Genomic DNA, 14,439 nt, shown 5'->3' with positions numbered 1-14,439 from the left:
GGCGGTGAACGGGGTGGCCTCGCCGGGTGACTCGCTCCCGGCTGGAGGCGCCGGGGGACTTTCGCCGCCGTCGTAGGGTGTCGTAGGCAACGCCGTCTCTTGTTTCGGGGCCTCGATGAGTGCGAACGCGCAGCCGGACGATGCCCGCCTGACATGGCAGGGGGTACGCCACTACCTGAACGGTCATCGTCACGATCTCGCCCGCATCGCCGACCGGCTCTACCCCGACCACGAGCGGGTGGGATCGACGCCCCTGCTGACCCGCGATGACTGGCGGCTGAGCGAGCCGCTCGCACTCGATCGCATCGCGCTGAAATGGTCCGGCTCCGCTCCTCCGCCGGCCGTGACGGGCGATGAGCGGGAGGTCCGGCCGGCCCTCTTGGAGGGCGGCGCCACCTACGCGGCGACCATGATGAACCACGGCAGGCCCGGCCTGTTCGAGAACCGCCCGTGCTACCGGTTGCTCGACGTGGGATGGCCGGGGCTGAGTTTCACCCGCGGGTCCTACTTCGACGGCGTCAATGTCGGAGAGGCCGTGGCACACGAGCTGGCGACGGCCCACCTGTCGCAGGACGACGGGCTTCCCTTCCGGTCCCTCATCGGGGATCCCACCGACCTGAGCAGACGGGCCGCCCTGCCCGCCGTGTCGATGTTGACCCTGCGCCGCGACAGCCGTACGGGTGAGATGACGTTTGTCCTCCACTGGCGCGACCCGGCGCGGGTCGCGCACGGAGGCGGGCTCTACCAGGTCATGCCGGTGGGAATCTTCCAGCCGGTGAGCGAGGCGACCGAGGCGGAGGACTTCGACCTCTGGAAGTGTGTCGTGCGGGAGTACGGCGAGGAGTTTCTCGGGCGCTCCGAGCTGTACGACGAAGCATTCACCTACGGCTCCTGGCCTTTCTACCAGCAGCTGGAGCAGGCCCGCGCCGATGGCCGGCTCCGGTCCTTCGCACTCGGGCTGGGGGTCGATCCGCTGACGTTCGCGACGGACCTCCTGGCCGTGACGGTGATCGAGGCGGAGACGTTCGACGCGATCCTCGGAGACATCGTGGAGAGCAACGAGGAAGGACGGGTGATCGGGGCCACCGGCATCCCTTTCCGCGCCGATCAGGTGGCCCGCTACGTTCACGACGAGCCGATGCAGGCGGCCGGTGCGGCCGTGCTGGAACTCGCCTGGAAACACCGGCGGGCGCTCGCGCCGTAACTCCGAAGTCGTCGCCTGCGATCTCGGCGTCGGCCCAGTGCCACGAAGAGTTCACCGTACCTTTGGCGATCTTTGTCTTTATTTGACTCGCTTTGACTGTGATCCTGACTGGTGTCCGTCCCCGCGTTTCCCCCCCGCATGGAGGCCTCGTGCATACCCTGCAACGCCCCCGATCTCTCTGGCTGGCACGGCTCATCGTCATGCTCGCCGCCATCACGTCCCTGACCGGTGTGGTCGGCATCACCCCCGCCAACGCGTCGGTCATCAACTCCTGCACCATCTCCCGGTGCGCCGACGCGCGCTCGGCCAACTCGACCTGGTCTTCCAAGGGCTATCCCACCACCGCCGGCTGGTACACCTGGTCGGGCGGCAAGTACAACTACACTGGCGGACGCTTCCAGAACCGCGAGGGTCAGCTTCCCAGCGGGGGCACCTACTACGAGTACGACGTGTACTCCCGGACGCGCGGTGCCGCACGTGACGCGTACCGGATCGTCGTCAACCGCAGCACCGGCGTGACCTGGTTCTCGCCGAACCACTACCTCGACTTCTACAGGCTCTAGGAACTCCCATGACATCCGCCGCACGCCCGCTGCCGCAATGGCTGACGGTGTCCACCGGCCCAGCACCGGCGGTCGTCGACGGACGCGCATGCAAGACCCGCGCCGCCTTCTTCGAGGAGGTGGCGCGGGTTCTGCGCCTCCCCGGCTACTTCGGCCGCAACTGGGACGCACTGGCCGACTCCCTGCGCGATACGACCAGTGCCGGGAACGTCACACTGATCGTGGAGCACGCCGAGGAACTGCTCGGCGCCGAGCCCCCCGAACAGTTCGCCACCCTGCTGAGCGTCCTGGCGGGCGCGGCCGACGCCGGACTGACGGTGACGCTGTGCACCGACCCCGGCCACGAAGCCCCGCTCCGCCTGCGGGTCGCCACCGCCCTGGCCTGATCGGCAGACCGGGAGGGCGGCAGTCTCTGTCCGGGCTCGGCGCTCTGGGCGAAGGATGAGTCAGATCTGGGCGAATCCGCCGTCGACCTGCAGGTCGACCCCGTTGATGAAGCAGGCGTCCTTTGAGGCAAGGAACGCGACCGCGGCGGCGACTTCTTCGGCCCGGGCGTTTCGGCCGAGGGGGATCCGGGCGGCGAGAACGGCGAAGAGCTTGTCAACGTCCCCGTCGCCTGCGAGGCCGGCCAGTCCTGGCGTCTCCGTCGACCCGGGGCTTACGACGTTGACCCGGATCTTCCTGTCGCTGAGCTCCTCGAGCCAGTTGCGCGCGAGATTGCGGGTCGCGGCCTTCGTCGCCGCGTAGACGCTGCGACCGGGTCCACCCTTGGACGCGTCGACGGACGCGTTCAGGATGATCGATCCGCCGTCCGTGAAGAGGGGCAGTGCCTTCTGGACCGTGAAGATCAATCCCTTGATGTTGATGTTCAGAATACGATCGACGGCCTCTTCTGTCAGGTTGCCGAGCGCCTCCGGCTCTACGACCGCGGCGTTCGCGAACAGGGTGTCCACCCTGCCCCTCTCCTCGGCGACGCGGGCGTAGAGACGGTCGAGGTCGTCCAGCCGGGAAACGTCGGCCTGCACGGCGAGGGTGTCCCCACTCAGTACGGCGACAGCCTTGTCGAGTTCCGCCTGGCGCCGGCCCGCGATGACCACGGACGCACCTTCCACGACAAATCGAGCAGCGGTTGCCAGTCCGATCCCGGTGCCGCCACCGGTGATGACTGCGACCTGACCGTCAAGCAAACCGGACATAGTTCATCCTTTCTCCCATTTTGGACAAATATGACCGGTCGTTTTGGTGTTGTCAACCGGTCTCCGGGACTCTCGGCGGGAGCTAGGCTCCCATCCGTTGCAACCCGACCATGGGTGATCTGTGGCGACACACCGCAGTAGAACCTGCTTCCGCCGACACTCACCGATTAACCTGCAGAAATAGGATCACGCGGAGATCGACTCGTACACCGCTCCGCTGGATGTGACCCTTCTAAGGAGTCCGAATCATGGCTGATCAGACACCCGTGAGCGCAACCGCCGCCGGCACGATCGACATCGGTGGCGATCTCACGGTCAACCGCCTTGGCTACGGTGCCATGCGGATCACCGGAGATGGAATCTGGGGCGAGCCCGCCGACCGTGACGAAGCCAAAGCGGTGCTTCGCAAGGCCGTTGAGCTCGGCGTCAACTTCATCGACACCGCTGACTCCTACGGCCCTCATGTCAGCGAGATACTGATCGCCGAGGCACTGTATCCGTACCCCGAAGACCTGGTGATCGCGACCAAGGGCGGACTGGAGCGAACCGGGCCGGGGCAGTGGCCCGTCAACGGCCGGCCCGAGCACCTGAAGGAGGTCTGCGAGGGCAGCCTGCGGCGGTTGAAGCTGGAGCAGATCCCGCTCTACCAGCTCCACCGCCCCGACCCCGCGGTGCCCTACGAGGACTCCGTGGGCGCCCTGGTCGAGCTCAAGGAGCAGGGCAAGATCCGCCACATCGGGCTCTCCAACGTGACCGAGGAGCAGTTGCGGAAGGCTCAGCGCCTGACGCCGATCGTATCGATCCAGAACCGCTACAACCTCGGCGATCGAGTCTCGGAGTCGCTGATCGACCTGTGCGAGCAGGAGAGCATGGTCTTCCTGCCCTGGGCGCCGCTGCAGGACCTGGACCACAGCCAGACGGTGCGGGAGGTGGCCGAGCGCCACCATGCCACGCCCAGGCAGATCGTGCTCGCCTGGTTGCTGGCCCGTTCCCCCTCCATCCTCCCCATCCCCGGCACCGGCTCGGTCGCGCACCTCGAAACCAACATCGCCTCGGCCGGCATCACCCTGAGCCCCGACGAGGTCCAGGCACTCAGCAAGGCCACCGCCTGACAATCGGCTCACCCATCGCGCGCGGGGTGCTCAGACCCCGCATCGATCCGGCGCCGGCTCACCGTGAGGAGAGCCGGCGCCGGACCCGTGAGCGGCGCCGCCCTCACCAGCCCGCGGCGGCCGCATTCCCCGCCTCATCGGTCATTCCGTGCATATTTCGGATCTTGCCCTCGGTGGTGTGCCACGCCAGACGCGCGCCCCCACGGACGGGGTCGGCAGGCTCCGAGAGCTACGTCACACCAGGTCAGCGCCCTGCCGAGGACGGCGGCCTCCTGTTGGCCCATTCCAAAGCTTTGCCTTATTTCGGGACGTTATTGCCAGATATAGAGGTTCTTTTACATGTATAGGAGGTGAGTTCGGAGGGGAGGACGTTGAACTGGTACCCAACATCGTTTCGGGCGCGGAGGACTCTGGCGACCGGCGTTGTCGCGGCGCTGGTGTGCATCGGGGTCAGCCTGCTCTTCCTCCTGTTCGCGGGCGGCAAGGAGGCCGACCGCTCCCAGGCTCTGGCGACCGGGACCTGGAACCGGGTGGTTCCCCTCGTCAGGCAGGGCCCTCTCCCGTCTGTACTGCATGACGGCAAGGGTGTGGCGATTCAGGTCCTGGACGCACACAACCAGGTGGTTTCGGCGACCCGGCAACTCGTCGGCAAGCCGCCGATGGCCACCTTCCGTTCGACGAGCGAGGACGTGCGCGCCGCGCGGGTGCTCTGCCCTCCGGCCGGCCTGAAGGGCTGCATGACCGTCGTCTCGTACAAGATCTATCAGCTGGACGGGGTCTGGCTGCTCTACCTGGCGGTTCCGGTGATTCCCTGGTACGGGGACACCACGGCGCTGTTGCTGGCGATCGGCGTGTCCCTGCTGGTGGTCACGATGATGACCGCCTGGGCGTTCCGTGATCTCACCAAGGTCCTGCTGCCGGTGAACGCCATCCGGATGGAACTGGCGGAGATCACCGCCACCGGCCTTCACCGCCGGGTCCCGGTGCCCGGGAAGTACGAAGAGATCAAGTGCCTGGCCGAAACGGCGAACGACACCCTGGACCGCCTTGAGGGCGCCTACCAGCAGCTACGGCGCTTCACCTCGGACGCCTCCCACGACCTGCGCAGCCCGATCACCGCCATGCGGGCTCAGCTGGAGGAGGCGCTCATGTATCCGCGGGACACCGACTGGCCGAAGATGACCGAGGCGGTGCTCACCGGGGTCGAACGGCTTCAGGCGATCGTGACCGACCTGCTGGCCCTCGCCCGGCTGGACGCGGGCGCCCCCCTCCTCCGCGATGCGACCGATCTGGGCCGGCTGGTCGGCGCCGAGCTGTCCCGCCGGACCTACCGCGTGAAGATCGTCAAGGATCTGGGGCGGAACGTCTTCATCTGCTGTGACCGGTTGCGGATCATCCGGGTATTGGTCAACCTGCTCGACAACGCCGAACGCCACGCCACCTCGCAGATCACCGTCGGCGTGCGAGCCGACGGGCAGACGGCGACCCTGGAGGTGCTCGACGACGGCGCCGGAATCGCCGTCGAACACCGGGAGATGGTCTTCGACCGCTTCACCCGGCTGGACGCCTCACGCGACCGGGACGCGGGAGGGACCGGGCTGGGACTGGCGATCGCCCGGGAGATCGCCGAAGCACACGATGGCACCTTGACCATCGAGGACAGCGAACGAGGAGCGCGCTTCGTCCTGCGCCTCCCCGTATGCGATCCTCCGCCGGCCGTCGACCCGGACGACTTCTCTGAGACACGATCCCCGAGCGCGGGCGCCGACGACGGGGAGGATCGCCCGAGACCACCCGCCCGGGAGAGCTGGACGATTTCGAACGCGCGCGGGGGCGGGACCTCGTAACCCGCGCCGGCGGACTCGATGGTCTCGACGTCGGGATGGTCGTGTGCCCGCGGGACACCTGGCATCTGGCGGCCGAGCATTCGCGCCAGGGGGGCCGGCCGGAGGATGATCGTCTTCACCTCGCAGGGTAAGGGCGTGGAGGCGCTCCGTGAGCGCTCCGGGCCGGACCGATCCGGAAGATCTCATCCTGGAACGATCAAACGTACGGCGCGTGCGGGCGTTGTGGCGGAAAGGGAGAGGTCTCCCGATAGCCTTAGCACGACGATGCCACTGCCCTAATGGGTGGTGGCATCGTCGCGTCCTCGACGCGCCCGGATGGGCTGCGTTCGCCGTCTCCGTGCTCGCCGCGTTTTTCAGCCGGCGGGGCGTGAGACGAGGCCGATGTCACGTTCTGGGGACCGTGCCGTACGAAGACCGGCCGGCCGCGCGGGCACGCTCACCGGCTCGATCCCTGCTCGATCATGACCCTCTCGACGTCGCGCCGGAGACGGACGATGCCGAGATCCGCCGGACCGAGGACGTCCAGGCCGGCCCGCGCGGGCCGGCCTGGACGTCATGATCAGACGAGGTCGAACCGGTCGAGGTTCATCACCTTGTCCCACGCGGCGACGAAGTCGTTCACGAACTTCTCCTTCGCGTCATCGCTCGCGTAGACCTCCGCGAGCGCGCGCAGCTCGGAGTTCGACCCGAAGACGAGGTCGGCGCGGGTGCCGGCCCACTTGACCTCGCCCGTGGCGGCGTCGCGACCCTCGAACGTGTTCGCGTCCTCGGACGTCGCCTTCCACGTCGTGCCCAGGTCGAGCAGGTTGACGAAGAAGTCGTTGGTCAGAGACCCGGGGGTCGTGGTGAAGACGCCGAGCGGCGACTGCTGGTAGTTCGCACCCAGGACGCGGAGGCCACCGACGAGGACCGTCATCTCGGGGGCGCTCAGGGTCAGCAGGTTCGCCCGGTCGATCAGCAGGTACTCGGCCGGCAGCCGGCTGGCCTTCCCGAGGTAGTTGCGGAACCCGTCGACGGACGGCTCGAGCGGGGCGAACGACTCCACGTCGGTCTGCTCCTGCGACGCGTCCGCACGGCCCGGGGTGAAGGGGACCTCGACGTCGAAGCCGGCGTCCTTGGCGGCCCGTTCGACGGCCGCGCCACCGGCGAGCACGATCAGGTCGGCGATCGAGACCTGCTTGCCGCCGTTCTGAGCGGCGTTGAAGGCCTGCTGGATTCCCTCAAGGGTGCGCAGCACCGTCGCCAGCCGGTCGGGCTCGTTGACCTCCCACCCGCTCTGCGGCTCGAGACGGACGCGCGCGCCGTTGGCGCCGCCGCGCTTGTCGCCGCCGCGGAAGGACGAGGCCGATGCCCACGCGGTGGACACGAGCTGGGACACCGACAGGCCCGAGGCGAGGATCTGGCCCTTGAGGGAGGCGATGTCCTCGGCGTCGACGAGCTCGTGCGTCACCGCGGGGATGGGGTCCTGCCACAGCAGCGTCTCGGCCGGGACCTCCGGGCCGAGGTAACGCACGATCGGGCCCAGGTCGCGGTGGGTCAGCTTGAACCACGCCCGGGCGAAGGCGTCCGCGAACTGGTCGGGGTTCTCGTAGAAGCGCCGCGAGATCTGCTCGTAGACCGGGTCGACGCGGAGCGCGAGGTCGGCCGTCAGCATCGTCGGGGCGTGGCGCTTCGACGGGTCGTGGGCGTCGGGCACGGTGCCCGCCCCGGCGCCGTCCTTCGGCCGCCACTGGTTCGCGCCGGCGGGGCTCTGGAACAGCTCCCACTCATAGCGGAACAGGTTCTCGAAGAAGCCGTTGCTCCACTTGACCGGCGTGCTCGTCCAGATGCCCTCGAGACCGCTGGTGATCGCGTCGCCGCCCTTGCCGGTGCCGTGGGTGTTCTTCCAGCCGAGGCCCTGCTGCTCGATCGAGGCGGCCTCGGGATCGTCGCCGACGCTGTCGGCCGGGCCCGCGCCGTGGGTCTTGCCGAAGGTGTGACCGCCCGCGATCAGGGCGACCGTCTCCTCGTCGTTCATCGCCATCCGGCGGAACGTCTCGCGGATGTCGCGAGCCGAGCCGAGCGGGTCCGGGTTGCCGTTCGGGCCCTCCGGGTTGACGTAGATGAGGCCCATCTGCACGGCGGCGAGGGGGTTCTCGAGCTCACGGTCGCCGGTGTAGCGCGCGTCGTCGAGCCAGGTGGACTCGGGGCCCCAGTAAACCTCCTCCTCGGGCTCCCAGACGTCCGCACGGCCGCCGGCGTAGCCGAAGGTCTTGAAACCCATCGACTCCAGGGCGACATTGCCCGTGAGGATCATGAGGTCGGCCCACGAGAGCTTCTGGCCGTACTTCTTCTTGATCGGCCACAGCAGACGGCGGGCCTTGTCGAGGTTGCCGTTGTCCGGCCAGCTGTTGAGGGGGGCGAAGCGCTGCTGGCCGGCCCCGGCGCCGCCGCGGCCGTCACTGATGCGGTAGGTGCCCGCGCTGTGCCACGCCATCCGGACCATGAGCGGGCCGTAGTGGCCGAAGTCGGCCGGCCACCAGTCCTGCGAGGTCGTCAGCACCTCCGCGATGTCCTGCTTCACAGCCGCGAGGTCGAGGGAGTTGAAAGCCTCGGCGTAGTCGAACTCCTCACCGAGGGGGTTGGCCACGGCGGGGTTCTTGGCGAGGATCTTCAGGTTGAGCCGCTCCGGCCACCACTGGCGGTTTCCGCCACCCTGGGTCGGGTGCGGGACGCGCTCGTGCGCGACCGGGCAGCCGCCTCCGTCCTCCGCCTTCGCGTCTACGACGATTGCATCATGGTTCTCAGACATGGAAATCCTTCTGGATCAAGGGGATCATGGTGCTCAGGAACTGCGAGTGGTGGAACAGGCGGGGCACAGGCCCCAGTAGATGACCTCGGCCTCTTCGATCGAGAACCCGTGGTCGTCGGACGTGGTCAGGCAGGGCGCCTCGCCGACCGCACAGTCGACGTCGGCGACGGCACCGCATGCCCGGCACACGATGTGGTGATGGTTGTCCCCGACGCGTCCCTCGAACCGGGCCGAGCTGCCGGCCGGTTCGATGCGGCGTACGAGTCCCGCCGCGGTGAGCGCGTGGAGGGCCTCGTACACGGCTTGAAGGGAGATGTGGCCTACACGATCGCGCACCCCGGAGGCGAGCGCCTCGACGCCGAGATGGTCACCGTCCCGGACGGTCTCGAGCAGTGCGACGCGGGCGGCCGTCACCCGCAGGCCCGCCCCGCGTAGCTCCTCGGCTGTGGTCGGAGCCTTGGGTGCGGTCATCGCGCCAGACCTACCTTCATAAACACGAACTATGCAAGACAACGAATGACCCAAGTCTAGGGCCGCGTCAGGCGATGTTAGTCCCGCCGTGGAGTGACGTGCCACCCGGTTGGCGGGCTGGTGGGAGCGTCACGGCCGGGCAGTCTCGGCAGCGGAACGAGCACGCGTACGCGAGGCCGATGAAGAGGGGCGGCGACCGCCGCGGAGGTACCGGCCGGTGATGGGGCGCTGGCCCGCATATGTGTTGTCCGCCGTCGTCCGTTCTCTTGGCTGTACTTCTGGTTATGCGGCGCTATACAGACAGCCCCAATCGGCAATTCCGGCTTCGGCTTCCCGTCGCTTGGGGGCAAGGTCGCGGGGCTAACTTCTTCTGGCACGTCCCCGCACTCGGAGGTCTTGAGCCGTGTCTGAACTGTCCCGCAGAAATTTCCTCGGCACCGCCGCCGCCATCACCGGAGCGGCCGCCGTCGGCGCCGCGCTGCCCAGCGCGAGCGCTGCCGCAGAGAGCACGGCTGCCCTGTCCGGTCATGATCATGGCCACGAACACGAACATGAACACGGCCATGGTCATGCGCACGGCGACATCCGTGACATCAAGCACGTCGTCGTGGTCATGCAGGAGAACCGCAGCTTCGATCACTACTTCGGCACCATGAAGGGTGTGCGCGGGTTCGGTGACCGCTCCACCATCCTGCTCCCGGGTGGCAAGACCGTCTGGGAGCAGCCGGTGACGCCGACGGTCGGAGCCGCCACGCAGTACCCCTGGCGGCTGAGCGGAGCGAAGACCTGGAGTGGGGCGACGCCGCCGAGCGCCGAGCTCGGCGCCGCCAACTACGGCGGCACCGGTCACGGCTGGACCGACCAGCACGGCGCCTGGTACGGCGGGCTGATGAACGGCTGGTACTTCGCCAAGGGCGGCCCGACCACGCTGGGTTATCTGGACCGTCGCGACCTGCCGTTCCACCACGCCCTCGCCGACGCCTACACGGTCGGCGACGCGTACCACTGCTCCGTGCTCAGCGCGACCGGGCCCAACCGCACCTACCTGTGGGGCGGAACGATCAACGCGAACAAGAAGCACGGCAGCTTCACCGCCAACGACGGTGGCGACGAGCGCGGCAAGTTCCTGCCCTGGGAGTCCTACGCCGAGACGCTCCAGACGGCGGGCGTCAGCTGGCGGGTCTACCAGTGCGCCGACGACTACGGCGACAACGGCGCGGAGTACTTCGACACCTTCGCCAAGCTCGACCCCACCCAGGGCGGGACGGCCGCTCCGGGCAACGTCTACTACGACAACGGCGTGAAGAACGTCCCCGAGCCGGTCACCGGGCTGTCGGGCAACGCCGACAACCTCAACGCCGCCGTCCGCGCCGACGTGCTCAACGGCACGCTGCCGCAGGTGAGCTGGGTCGTGAACAACCAGTTCTTCTCCGAGCACCCGGTCACGGCCCCGAGCAACGGCGCGTACTTCCTCCGCGGCCTCCTCGAGGCCCTCAACGCCGACCCGGACGTGTTCAACTCGACGCTGGTGATCATCAACTACGACGAGAACGACGGCCAGTTCGACCACGTCCCGCCGCCCATGCCGGCGCCGGGCGAGGAGGACGAGTTCGTCTCCGGCACCATGGGTCAGTACGGTGTCGTCGCTCCCCTCCCGGTCGGGCTCGGCTTTCGCGTACCGCTCATCCTCATCTCGCCCTGGACGCGCGGCGGCTGGGTGACCTCGGAGGTCTCCGACCACACCTCGGTCATCCAGTTCATCGAGAAGTGGACGGCCGCGAACGGCACGCCGGCCATCTCGCCCAACATCAGCGCCTGGCGGCGCAAGGTCTGCGGCGACCTGACGGGCGCCTTCGACTTCGCCAAGCCGGTCTACGGCCTGCCTCACCTTCCGGACACCGGGGAGCTCATCCCGGAGGTCCGGTACACCCCGCTGCCGGGTGACAACACGATGCCGACCCAGGAGGCGGGGACCAAGCGGGCCCGCCCGCTGCCCTACCAGCCGAACGCCAACCTGACCAAGTTCACCAGCGGGCCGTCCGGCGTCGTGGCGAATCTGACGTTCAGCAACGTGGCTCCGTTCGTGACCAAGGCGAGTCACTTCGCCGTGTACAACAACCGGGCCGGGTCCCCGGCCCTGGCGCAGTACCCGGCCGCGTTCCCGGGCCAGTACACCGTCGCGGCCCGGGCGACGGCGTCCGGAACCGGCACCGTGGGCGCCTCCGCCGGCGACACCGCGTACGACCTCACCGTCACCGGGCCGAACCGGTTCCTGCGCCGGTTCATCGGTGACCTCGCCACCGCGGGCAAGGACCTCGTCGTCGAGGCGACCTACTACGAGGGCAGGTCGAACGGGGAACCGAAGCTGAAGCTGTCGCTGCGCAACCGCGGGAATTCGCGCGTGAGGTTCACGATCACGCACAACAACTACATCTCGGGCCGACCGCAGACCGTGAAGGTCGCCGCGCACGGCGAGGAGGTGTGGGCGGTGAGCCCGCTGAAGGTCAGCGACGGCTGGTACGACGTGACCGTCACGGCCGACTGCGACGAAGCCTGGTCGCAGCGGTTCACCGGCCACCTCGAGACCGGAGAGGCCAGCATCACCGGCTGATTCGGCGTCGCACCGAGGGCCGGCCCTTCCCGCCACGCTCGGACCGCGAGCACATCGCGACCGAGCCCGCGGGCAGGGCCGAGCCCTGCGGGTGCCATAAACTCGGTCACCCTACGCGGCCTGCGAGATTCGCCGTTGGAAGGGGGGCGGGGCAGTATGAACGTCGACGAGCAAGAGCTGACCGAACCGTGGCAGGGCGTGATGATCACTCCTGCTACCGGCAGTGACACAGGCGTCCTCGTCCTGGCCGGCTCCAGCGGGCGCATCGAACGTGAGAGATCACGAGTCCTCGCCAACCACGGACTGACCGCGCTGTCGATCCGATGGTTCGGCGGACCCGGTCAACCTCCAGGCATCTGCGAAATACCGCTGGAAACCTTCGTGTCCGCCATTGATCTGCTTGAATCCAGCGGAGCTCGCCGTATCTGCCTCCTGGGAATTTCCAAGGGAGCCGAGGCCGCCCTGCTCACCTCTATCCACGACCGGCGCGTGGACGCGGTTATCGCGCTGTCGCCGACCTCCGTGGTCTGGGGGAATGTCGGTCCGGGGCGAGATGGGCAGCGTCGTCCGTACCGGTCGTCCTGGACCTGGAGGGGGCAGCCTCTTCCCTTTGTCCCTTATGACGACGAATGGACGCCCGAGGAACCAGATCATGATGGTCCGGTTGCCCTTCGCGGGCTGTATGAACGCAGCGAAGAGAAGTTCGCCGACATGGTCCACGCCGCCGAGATCCCGGTGGAGAAGGCCAGGGCCGAAGTGCTGCTGGTAGCCGGGGGAGACGATGCGATGTGGCCATCGCTACCCTTCGCGGAACGACTGGCCGCTCGTCGTCACGCCACCGGCGCGGTTCGTTTGGTCAGCCGAGCCGACGCCGGCCATCGCCCCCGTCTTCCGGGTGAGAGTCCGGCTCCGGCATCGCCGCACTTTTGCTACGGAGGCGACAGCGTCGCCGACGCCGCCTTGGGAGCAACCGCCTGGCCGCACATCCTCGGCTTACTCCGCGGCGATCACGTTGATAGCGGCCCACTCAGCTGACCCTCGACAGAACCCTCGGTGACCGGTGTCGGACGAGATCATCAACGCGCTGACCCGGTCTTTTGCATGATCGGGTCAGCGCGCGGAAATGCCGGTGTCAGTCGTTGGGCAGCCATTGCGCCGTGGGCCACGCCTCCCGGTGCCACGCACTGTCCCAGAACATCCACTCGTACTCTGTGGCCTGGACGAACGCCTCGGTCATGGCCGCGCGGGTCGCGTCGTCCGCCGTGGCCGCCAGTCGATCGGTGATCTCTTTGGCCTGCTCGACCGACTTGGCGAAGTCCGGATCGGCATAGGTGGAGATCCATGCCCGGTAAGGGTGGTCGGCGATGTCGCCGGTCTGCTTCAGAAGCGCCGCGCCCACGTCCTGGTAGACCCAGAAACACGGCAGAACGGCGGCCACGAGCACCGGGTACGGCGCGGCGAGCGCGACGGCCTGCAGAAAGGAGGAGTAGCCGAGGCAGGTGGGCGAGGTCCGGATGCCGGAGAGATCGGCGGCGGTCAGACCGTACTCCTCGATGTAGCCCTCGTGCAGGGTTCGCTCAGCGTCCAGTGCGGCGTGCGCGCTGCGCGACCAGAACGCGGCCTCCTGGGAATCGCCGGCCCGCACCGAGGCGGTGGCGAGCGCCTTGGAGAACGCCTCGAGGTATCTGGCGTCCTGCACGATGTAGAAGGCGAACCGCCGGTGGTCGAGTGTGCCTTCACCGAGTGCGGCGTTGAAGGGGTGCTGATGGATGGCTTGTAGCAGTGTGGCGGAACGTGCCCAGACGTCGTCGCAGAACATGACGTCCCTTCGCTAGTTCGAACTAGATCAGGTTCGACGGGTGTGCTCTCAGCCCCGGACATTCCGGGGCACCCCGCGTCGCGAACCAGGGTAACAGCTCGCTCATCTGCCGGACGCTGCCGCGTGAGGAACTCGTGGCCGACCCTCCCTAGTGGAGGCGCAGCCCTGTGATGAGGAGTCCGACCATGCGACGTGCGTCGTAGCGGGGGTTGTTGCCCGCGCCGATACAGAGATTGCCGACGCCACGCAGCAGTTGGTAGGCATCCATGTCCGGGGAGATCTCGCCCGCCGCGGCGGCGGCGTCGAGCAGTTGGTCGCACACGGGGACGAGGCGGTCGAGGAAATAGGCGTGCAGAGTCTCGAAGGCGGCATCGTCGGATTGCAGTGCCTCGGCGAGGCCGTGCTTGGTGACCAGGAAGTCGACGAAGAGGTCGATCCACAGCGCCAGGGCGGCGTGCGGTGTGCTGCTGCTCGCCAGCAGTGCCGGACCGGCCTCGGCGCACGCCTCGACCTGGTGCCGGTAGACGGCGACGATGAGATCGGCCCGCGTCGGGAAGTGGCGGTAGATCGTGCCCACGCCCACGCCGGCCTGGGCGGCGATGTCGCGTACGGGCACATCGACGCCGGAAGTGATGAAAGCCGCGGCGGCCACGCCCAGCAGAGTCTCCTCGTTACGCCGGGCGTCGGCCCGCTTCCGCGGGGCTGACGACCCTGATCCGTTGTCGATGTCGACCACTGCGCGTCACTCCATTTGGCAAACGGAACTGTGTTCCGTATATTGATTAGCGGAACACGGTTCCGCTTGTTGCTTAGCGGAACATGGAT

12 protein-coding genes and 1 riboswitch are annotated in these 14,439 nt (G+C 67.9%); of the genes, 7 read left to right on the top strand and 5 right to left on the bottom strand.

Annotation, left to right across the window (positions count from 1 at the left end; translation table 11 throughout):
* Positions 1 to 115: 115 nt before the first annotated feature.
* The 3 genes from CHC08_RS03915 to CHC08_RS48000 all read left to right on the top strand — a co-directional run bounded on the left by CHC08_RS03915 (position 116) and on the right by CHC08_RS48000 (position 2,153).
* The gene (locus CHC08_RS03915; protein WP_089205770.1) at positions 116 to 1,204 is read left to right on the top strand and encodes a hypothetical protein; all 1,089 of its coding nucleotides are present in this window, start codon (positions 116 to 118) and stop codon (positions 1,202 to 1,204) included.
* Between the two features lie 149 nt (positions 1,205 to 1,353).
* Positions 1,354 to 1,767 carry a ribonuclease domain-containing protein gene (locus CHC08_RS03910; protein ID WP_218825112.1) on the top strand — a complete coding sequence of 138 codons (414 nt, stop codon included), beginning with the start codon at positions 1,354 to 1,356 and terminating at the stop codon, positions 1,765 to 1,767.
* 8 nt (positions 1,768 to 1,775) lie between these two features.
* Positions 1,776 to 2,153 (top strand): barstar family protein, encoded by a 378-nt coding sequence (locus tag CHC08_RS48000; protein ID WP_143653103.1) that lies wholly within the window; start codon positions 1,776 to 1,778, stop codon positions 2,151 to 2,153.
* 60 nt (positions 2,154 to 2,213) lie between these two features.
* Here CHC08_RS48000 and CHC08_RS03900 read toward each other — a convergent pair whose 3' ends face one another.
* Complete coding sequence (locus CHC08_RS03900; RefSeq protein ID WP_089205769.1) at positions 2,214 to 2,963, bottom strand: SDR family oxidoreductase; 750 nt, start codon at positions 2,961 to 2,963, stop codon at positions 2,214 to 2,216.
* Between the two features lie 248 nt (positions 2,964 to 3,211).
* Here CHC08_RS03900 and CHC08_RS03895 point away from each other — a divergent pair, with 248 nt between their 5' ends.
* Both CHC08_RS03895 and CHC08_RS03890 read left to right on the top strand, forming a co-directional pair.
* The gene (locus CHC08_RS03895) at positions 3,212 to 4,075 is read left to right on the top strand and encodes an aldo/keto reductase (RefSeq protein WP_089205768.1); all 864 of its coding nucleotides are present in this window, start codon (positions 3,212 to 3,214) and stop codon (positions 4,073 to 4,075) included.
* A gap of 371 nt (positions 4,076 to 4,446) precedes the next feature.
* Positions 4,447 to 5,922: a sensor histidine kinase gene (locus tag CHC08_RS03890; protein ID WP_089205767.1), complete on the top strand. Its 1,476-nt coding sequence runs from the start codon at positions 4,447 to 4,449 to the stop codon at positions 5,920 to 5,922.
* A 559-nt stretch (positions 5,923 to 6,481) separates the two neighbouring features.
* Here CHC08_RS03890 and katG read toward each other — a convergent pair.
* Positions 6,482 to 8,713 carry a catalase/peroxidase HPI gene (gene katG, locus CHC08_RS03885; protein ID WP_089205766.1) on the bottom strand — a complete coding sequence of 744 codons (2,232 nt, stop codon included), beginning with the start codon at positions 8,711 to 8,713 and terminating at the stop codon, positions 6,482 to 6,484.
* Positions 8,714 to 8,746: 33 nt separating this feature from the next.
* The gene (locus CHC08_RS03880; protein WP_089205765.1) at positions 8,747 to 9,184 is read right to left on the bottom strand and encodes a Fur family transcriptional regulator; all 438 of its coding nucleotides are present in this window, start codon (positions 9,182 to 9,184) and stop codon (positions 8,747 to 8,749) included.
* A 403-nt stretch (positions 9,185 to 9,587) separates the two neighbouring features.
* Here CHC08_RS03880 and CHC08_RS03875 point away from each other — a divergent pair, with 403 nt between their 5' ends.
* Positions 9,588 to 11,795 carry a phosphocholine-specific phospholipase C gene (locus tag CHC08_RS03875; RefSeq protein ID WP_089205764.1) on the top strand — a complete coding sequence of 736 codons (2,208 nt, stop codon included), beginning with the start codon at positions 9,588 to 9,590 and terminating at the stop codon, positions 11,793 to 11,795.
* A gap of 156 nt (positions 11,796 to 11,951) precedes the next feature.
* On the top strand, positions 11,952 to 12,830 hold the full coding sequence (locus tag CHC08_RS03870) for an acyl-CoA thioester hydrolase/BAAT C-terminal domain-containing protein (RefSeq protein WP_089205763.1): 879 nt from the start codon (positions 11,952 to 11,954) through the stop codon (positions 12,828 to 12,830).
* A gap of 97 nt (positions 12,831 to 12,927) precedes the next feature.
* Here CHC08_RS03870 and CHC08_RS03865 read toward each other — a convergent pair whose 3' ends face one another.
* Positions 12,928 to 13,614, bottom strand: a complete 687-nt coding sequence (locus CHC08_RS03865; RefSeq protein ID WP_089205762.1) for a TenA family protein — start codon at positions 13,612 to 13,614, stop codon at positions 12,928 to 12,930.
* Positions 13,602 to 13,700, bottom strand: a riboswitch (TPP riboswitch). Its footprint overlaps the gene before it by 13 nt.
* Before the next feature lie 62 nt (positions 13,701 to 13,762).
* On the bottom strand, positions 13,763 to 14,350 hold the full coding sequence (locus CHC08_RS03860; protein ID WP_089205761.1) for a TetR/AcrR family transcriptional regulator: 588 nt from the start codon (positions 14,348 to 14,350) through the stop codon (positions 13,763 to 13,765).
* Positions 14,351 to 14,439 lie beyond the last annotated feature (89 nt).

The organism is Streptosporangium subroseum (assembly GCF_900188345.1).
Classification (GTDB): Bacteria; Actinomycetota; Actinomycetes; order Streptosporangiales; family Streptosporangiaceae; genus Streptosporangium; species Streptosporangium subroseum.
The sequence above is the reverse complement of the archived record's forward strand: the minus strand, read 5'-3'. Positions and strand labels throughout refer to the sequence as shown.

Coding starts and splice junctions, on each gene's coding strand:
- CHC08_RS03895 (WP_089205768.1), top strand. CDS start 3,212: ATGGCTGATCAGACACCCGTGAGCGCAACCGCCGCCGGCACGATCGAC.
- CHC08_RS03870 (WP_089205763.1), top strand. CDS start 11,952: ATGAACGTCGACGAGCAAGAGCTGACCGAACCGTGGCAGGGCGTGATG.
- CHC08_RS03865 (WP_089205762.1), bottom strand. CDS start 13,614: ATGTTCTGCGACGACGTCTGGGCACGTTCCGCCACACTGCTACAAGCC.
- CHC08_RS03900 (WP_089205769.1), bottom strand. CDS start 2,963: ATGTCCGGTTTGCTTGACGGTCAGGTCGCAGTCATCACCGGTGGCGGC.
- CHC08_RS03880 (WP_089205765.1), bottom strand. CDS start 9,184: ATGACCGCACCCAAGGCTCCGACCACAGCCGAGGAGCTACGCGGGGCG.
- CHC08_RS03915 (WP_089205770.1), top strand. CDS start 116: ATGAGTGCGAACGCGCAGCCGGACGATGCCCGCCTGACATGGCAGGGG.
- CHC08_RS48000 (WP_143653103.1), top strand. CDS start 1,776: ATGACATCCGCCGCACGCCCGCTGCCGCAATGGCTGACGGTGTCCACC.
- katG (WP_089205766.1), bottom strand. CDS start 8,713: ATGTCTGAGAACCATGATGCAATCGTCGTAGACGCGAAGGCGGAGGAC.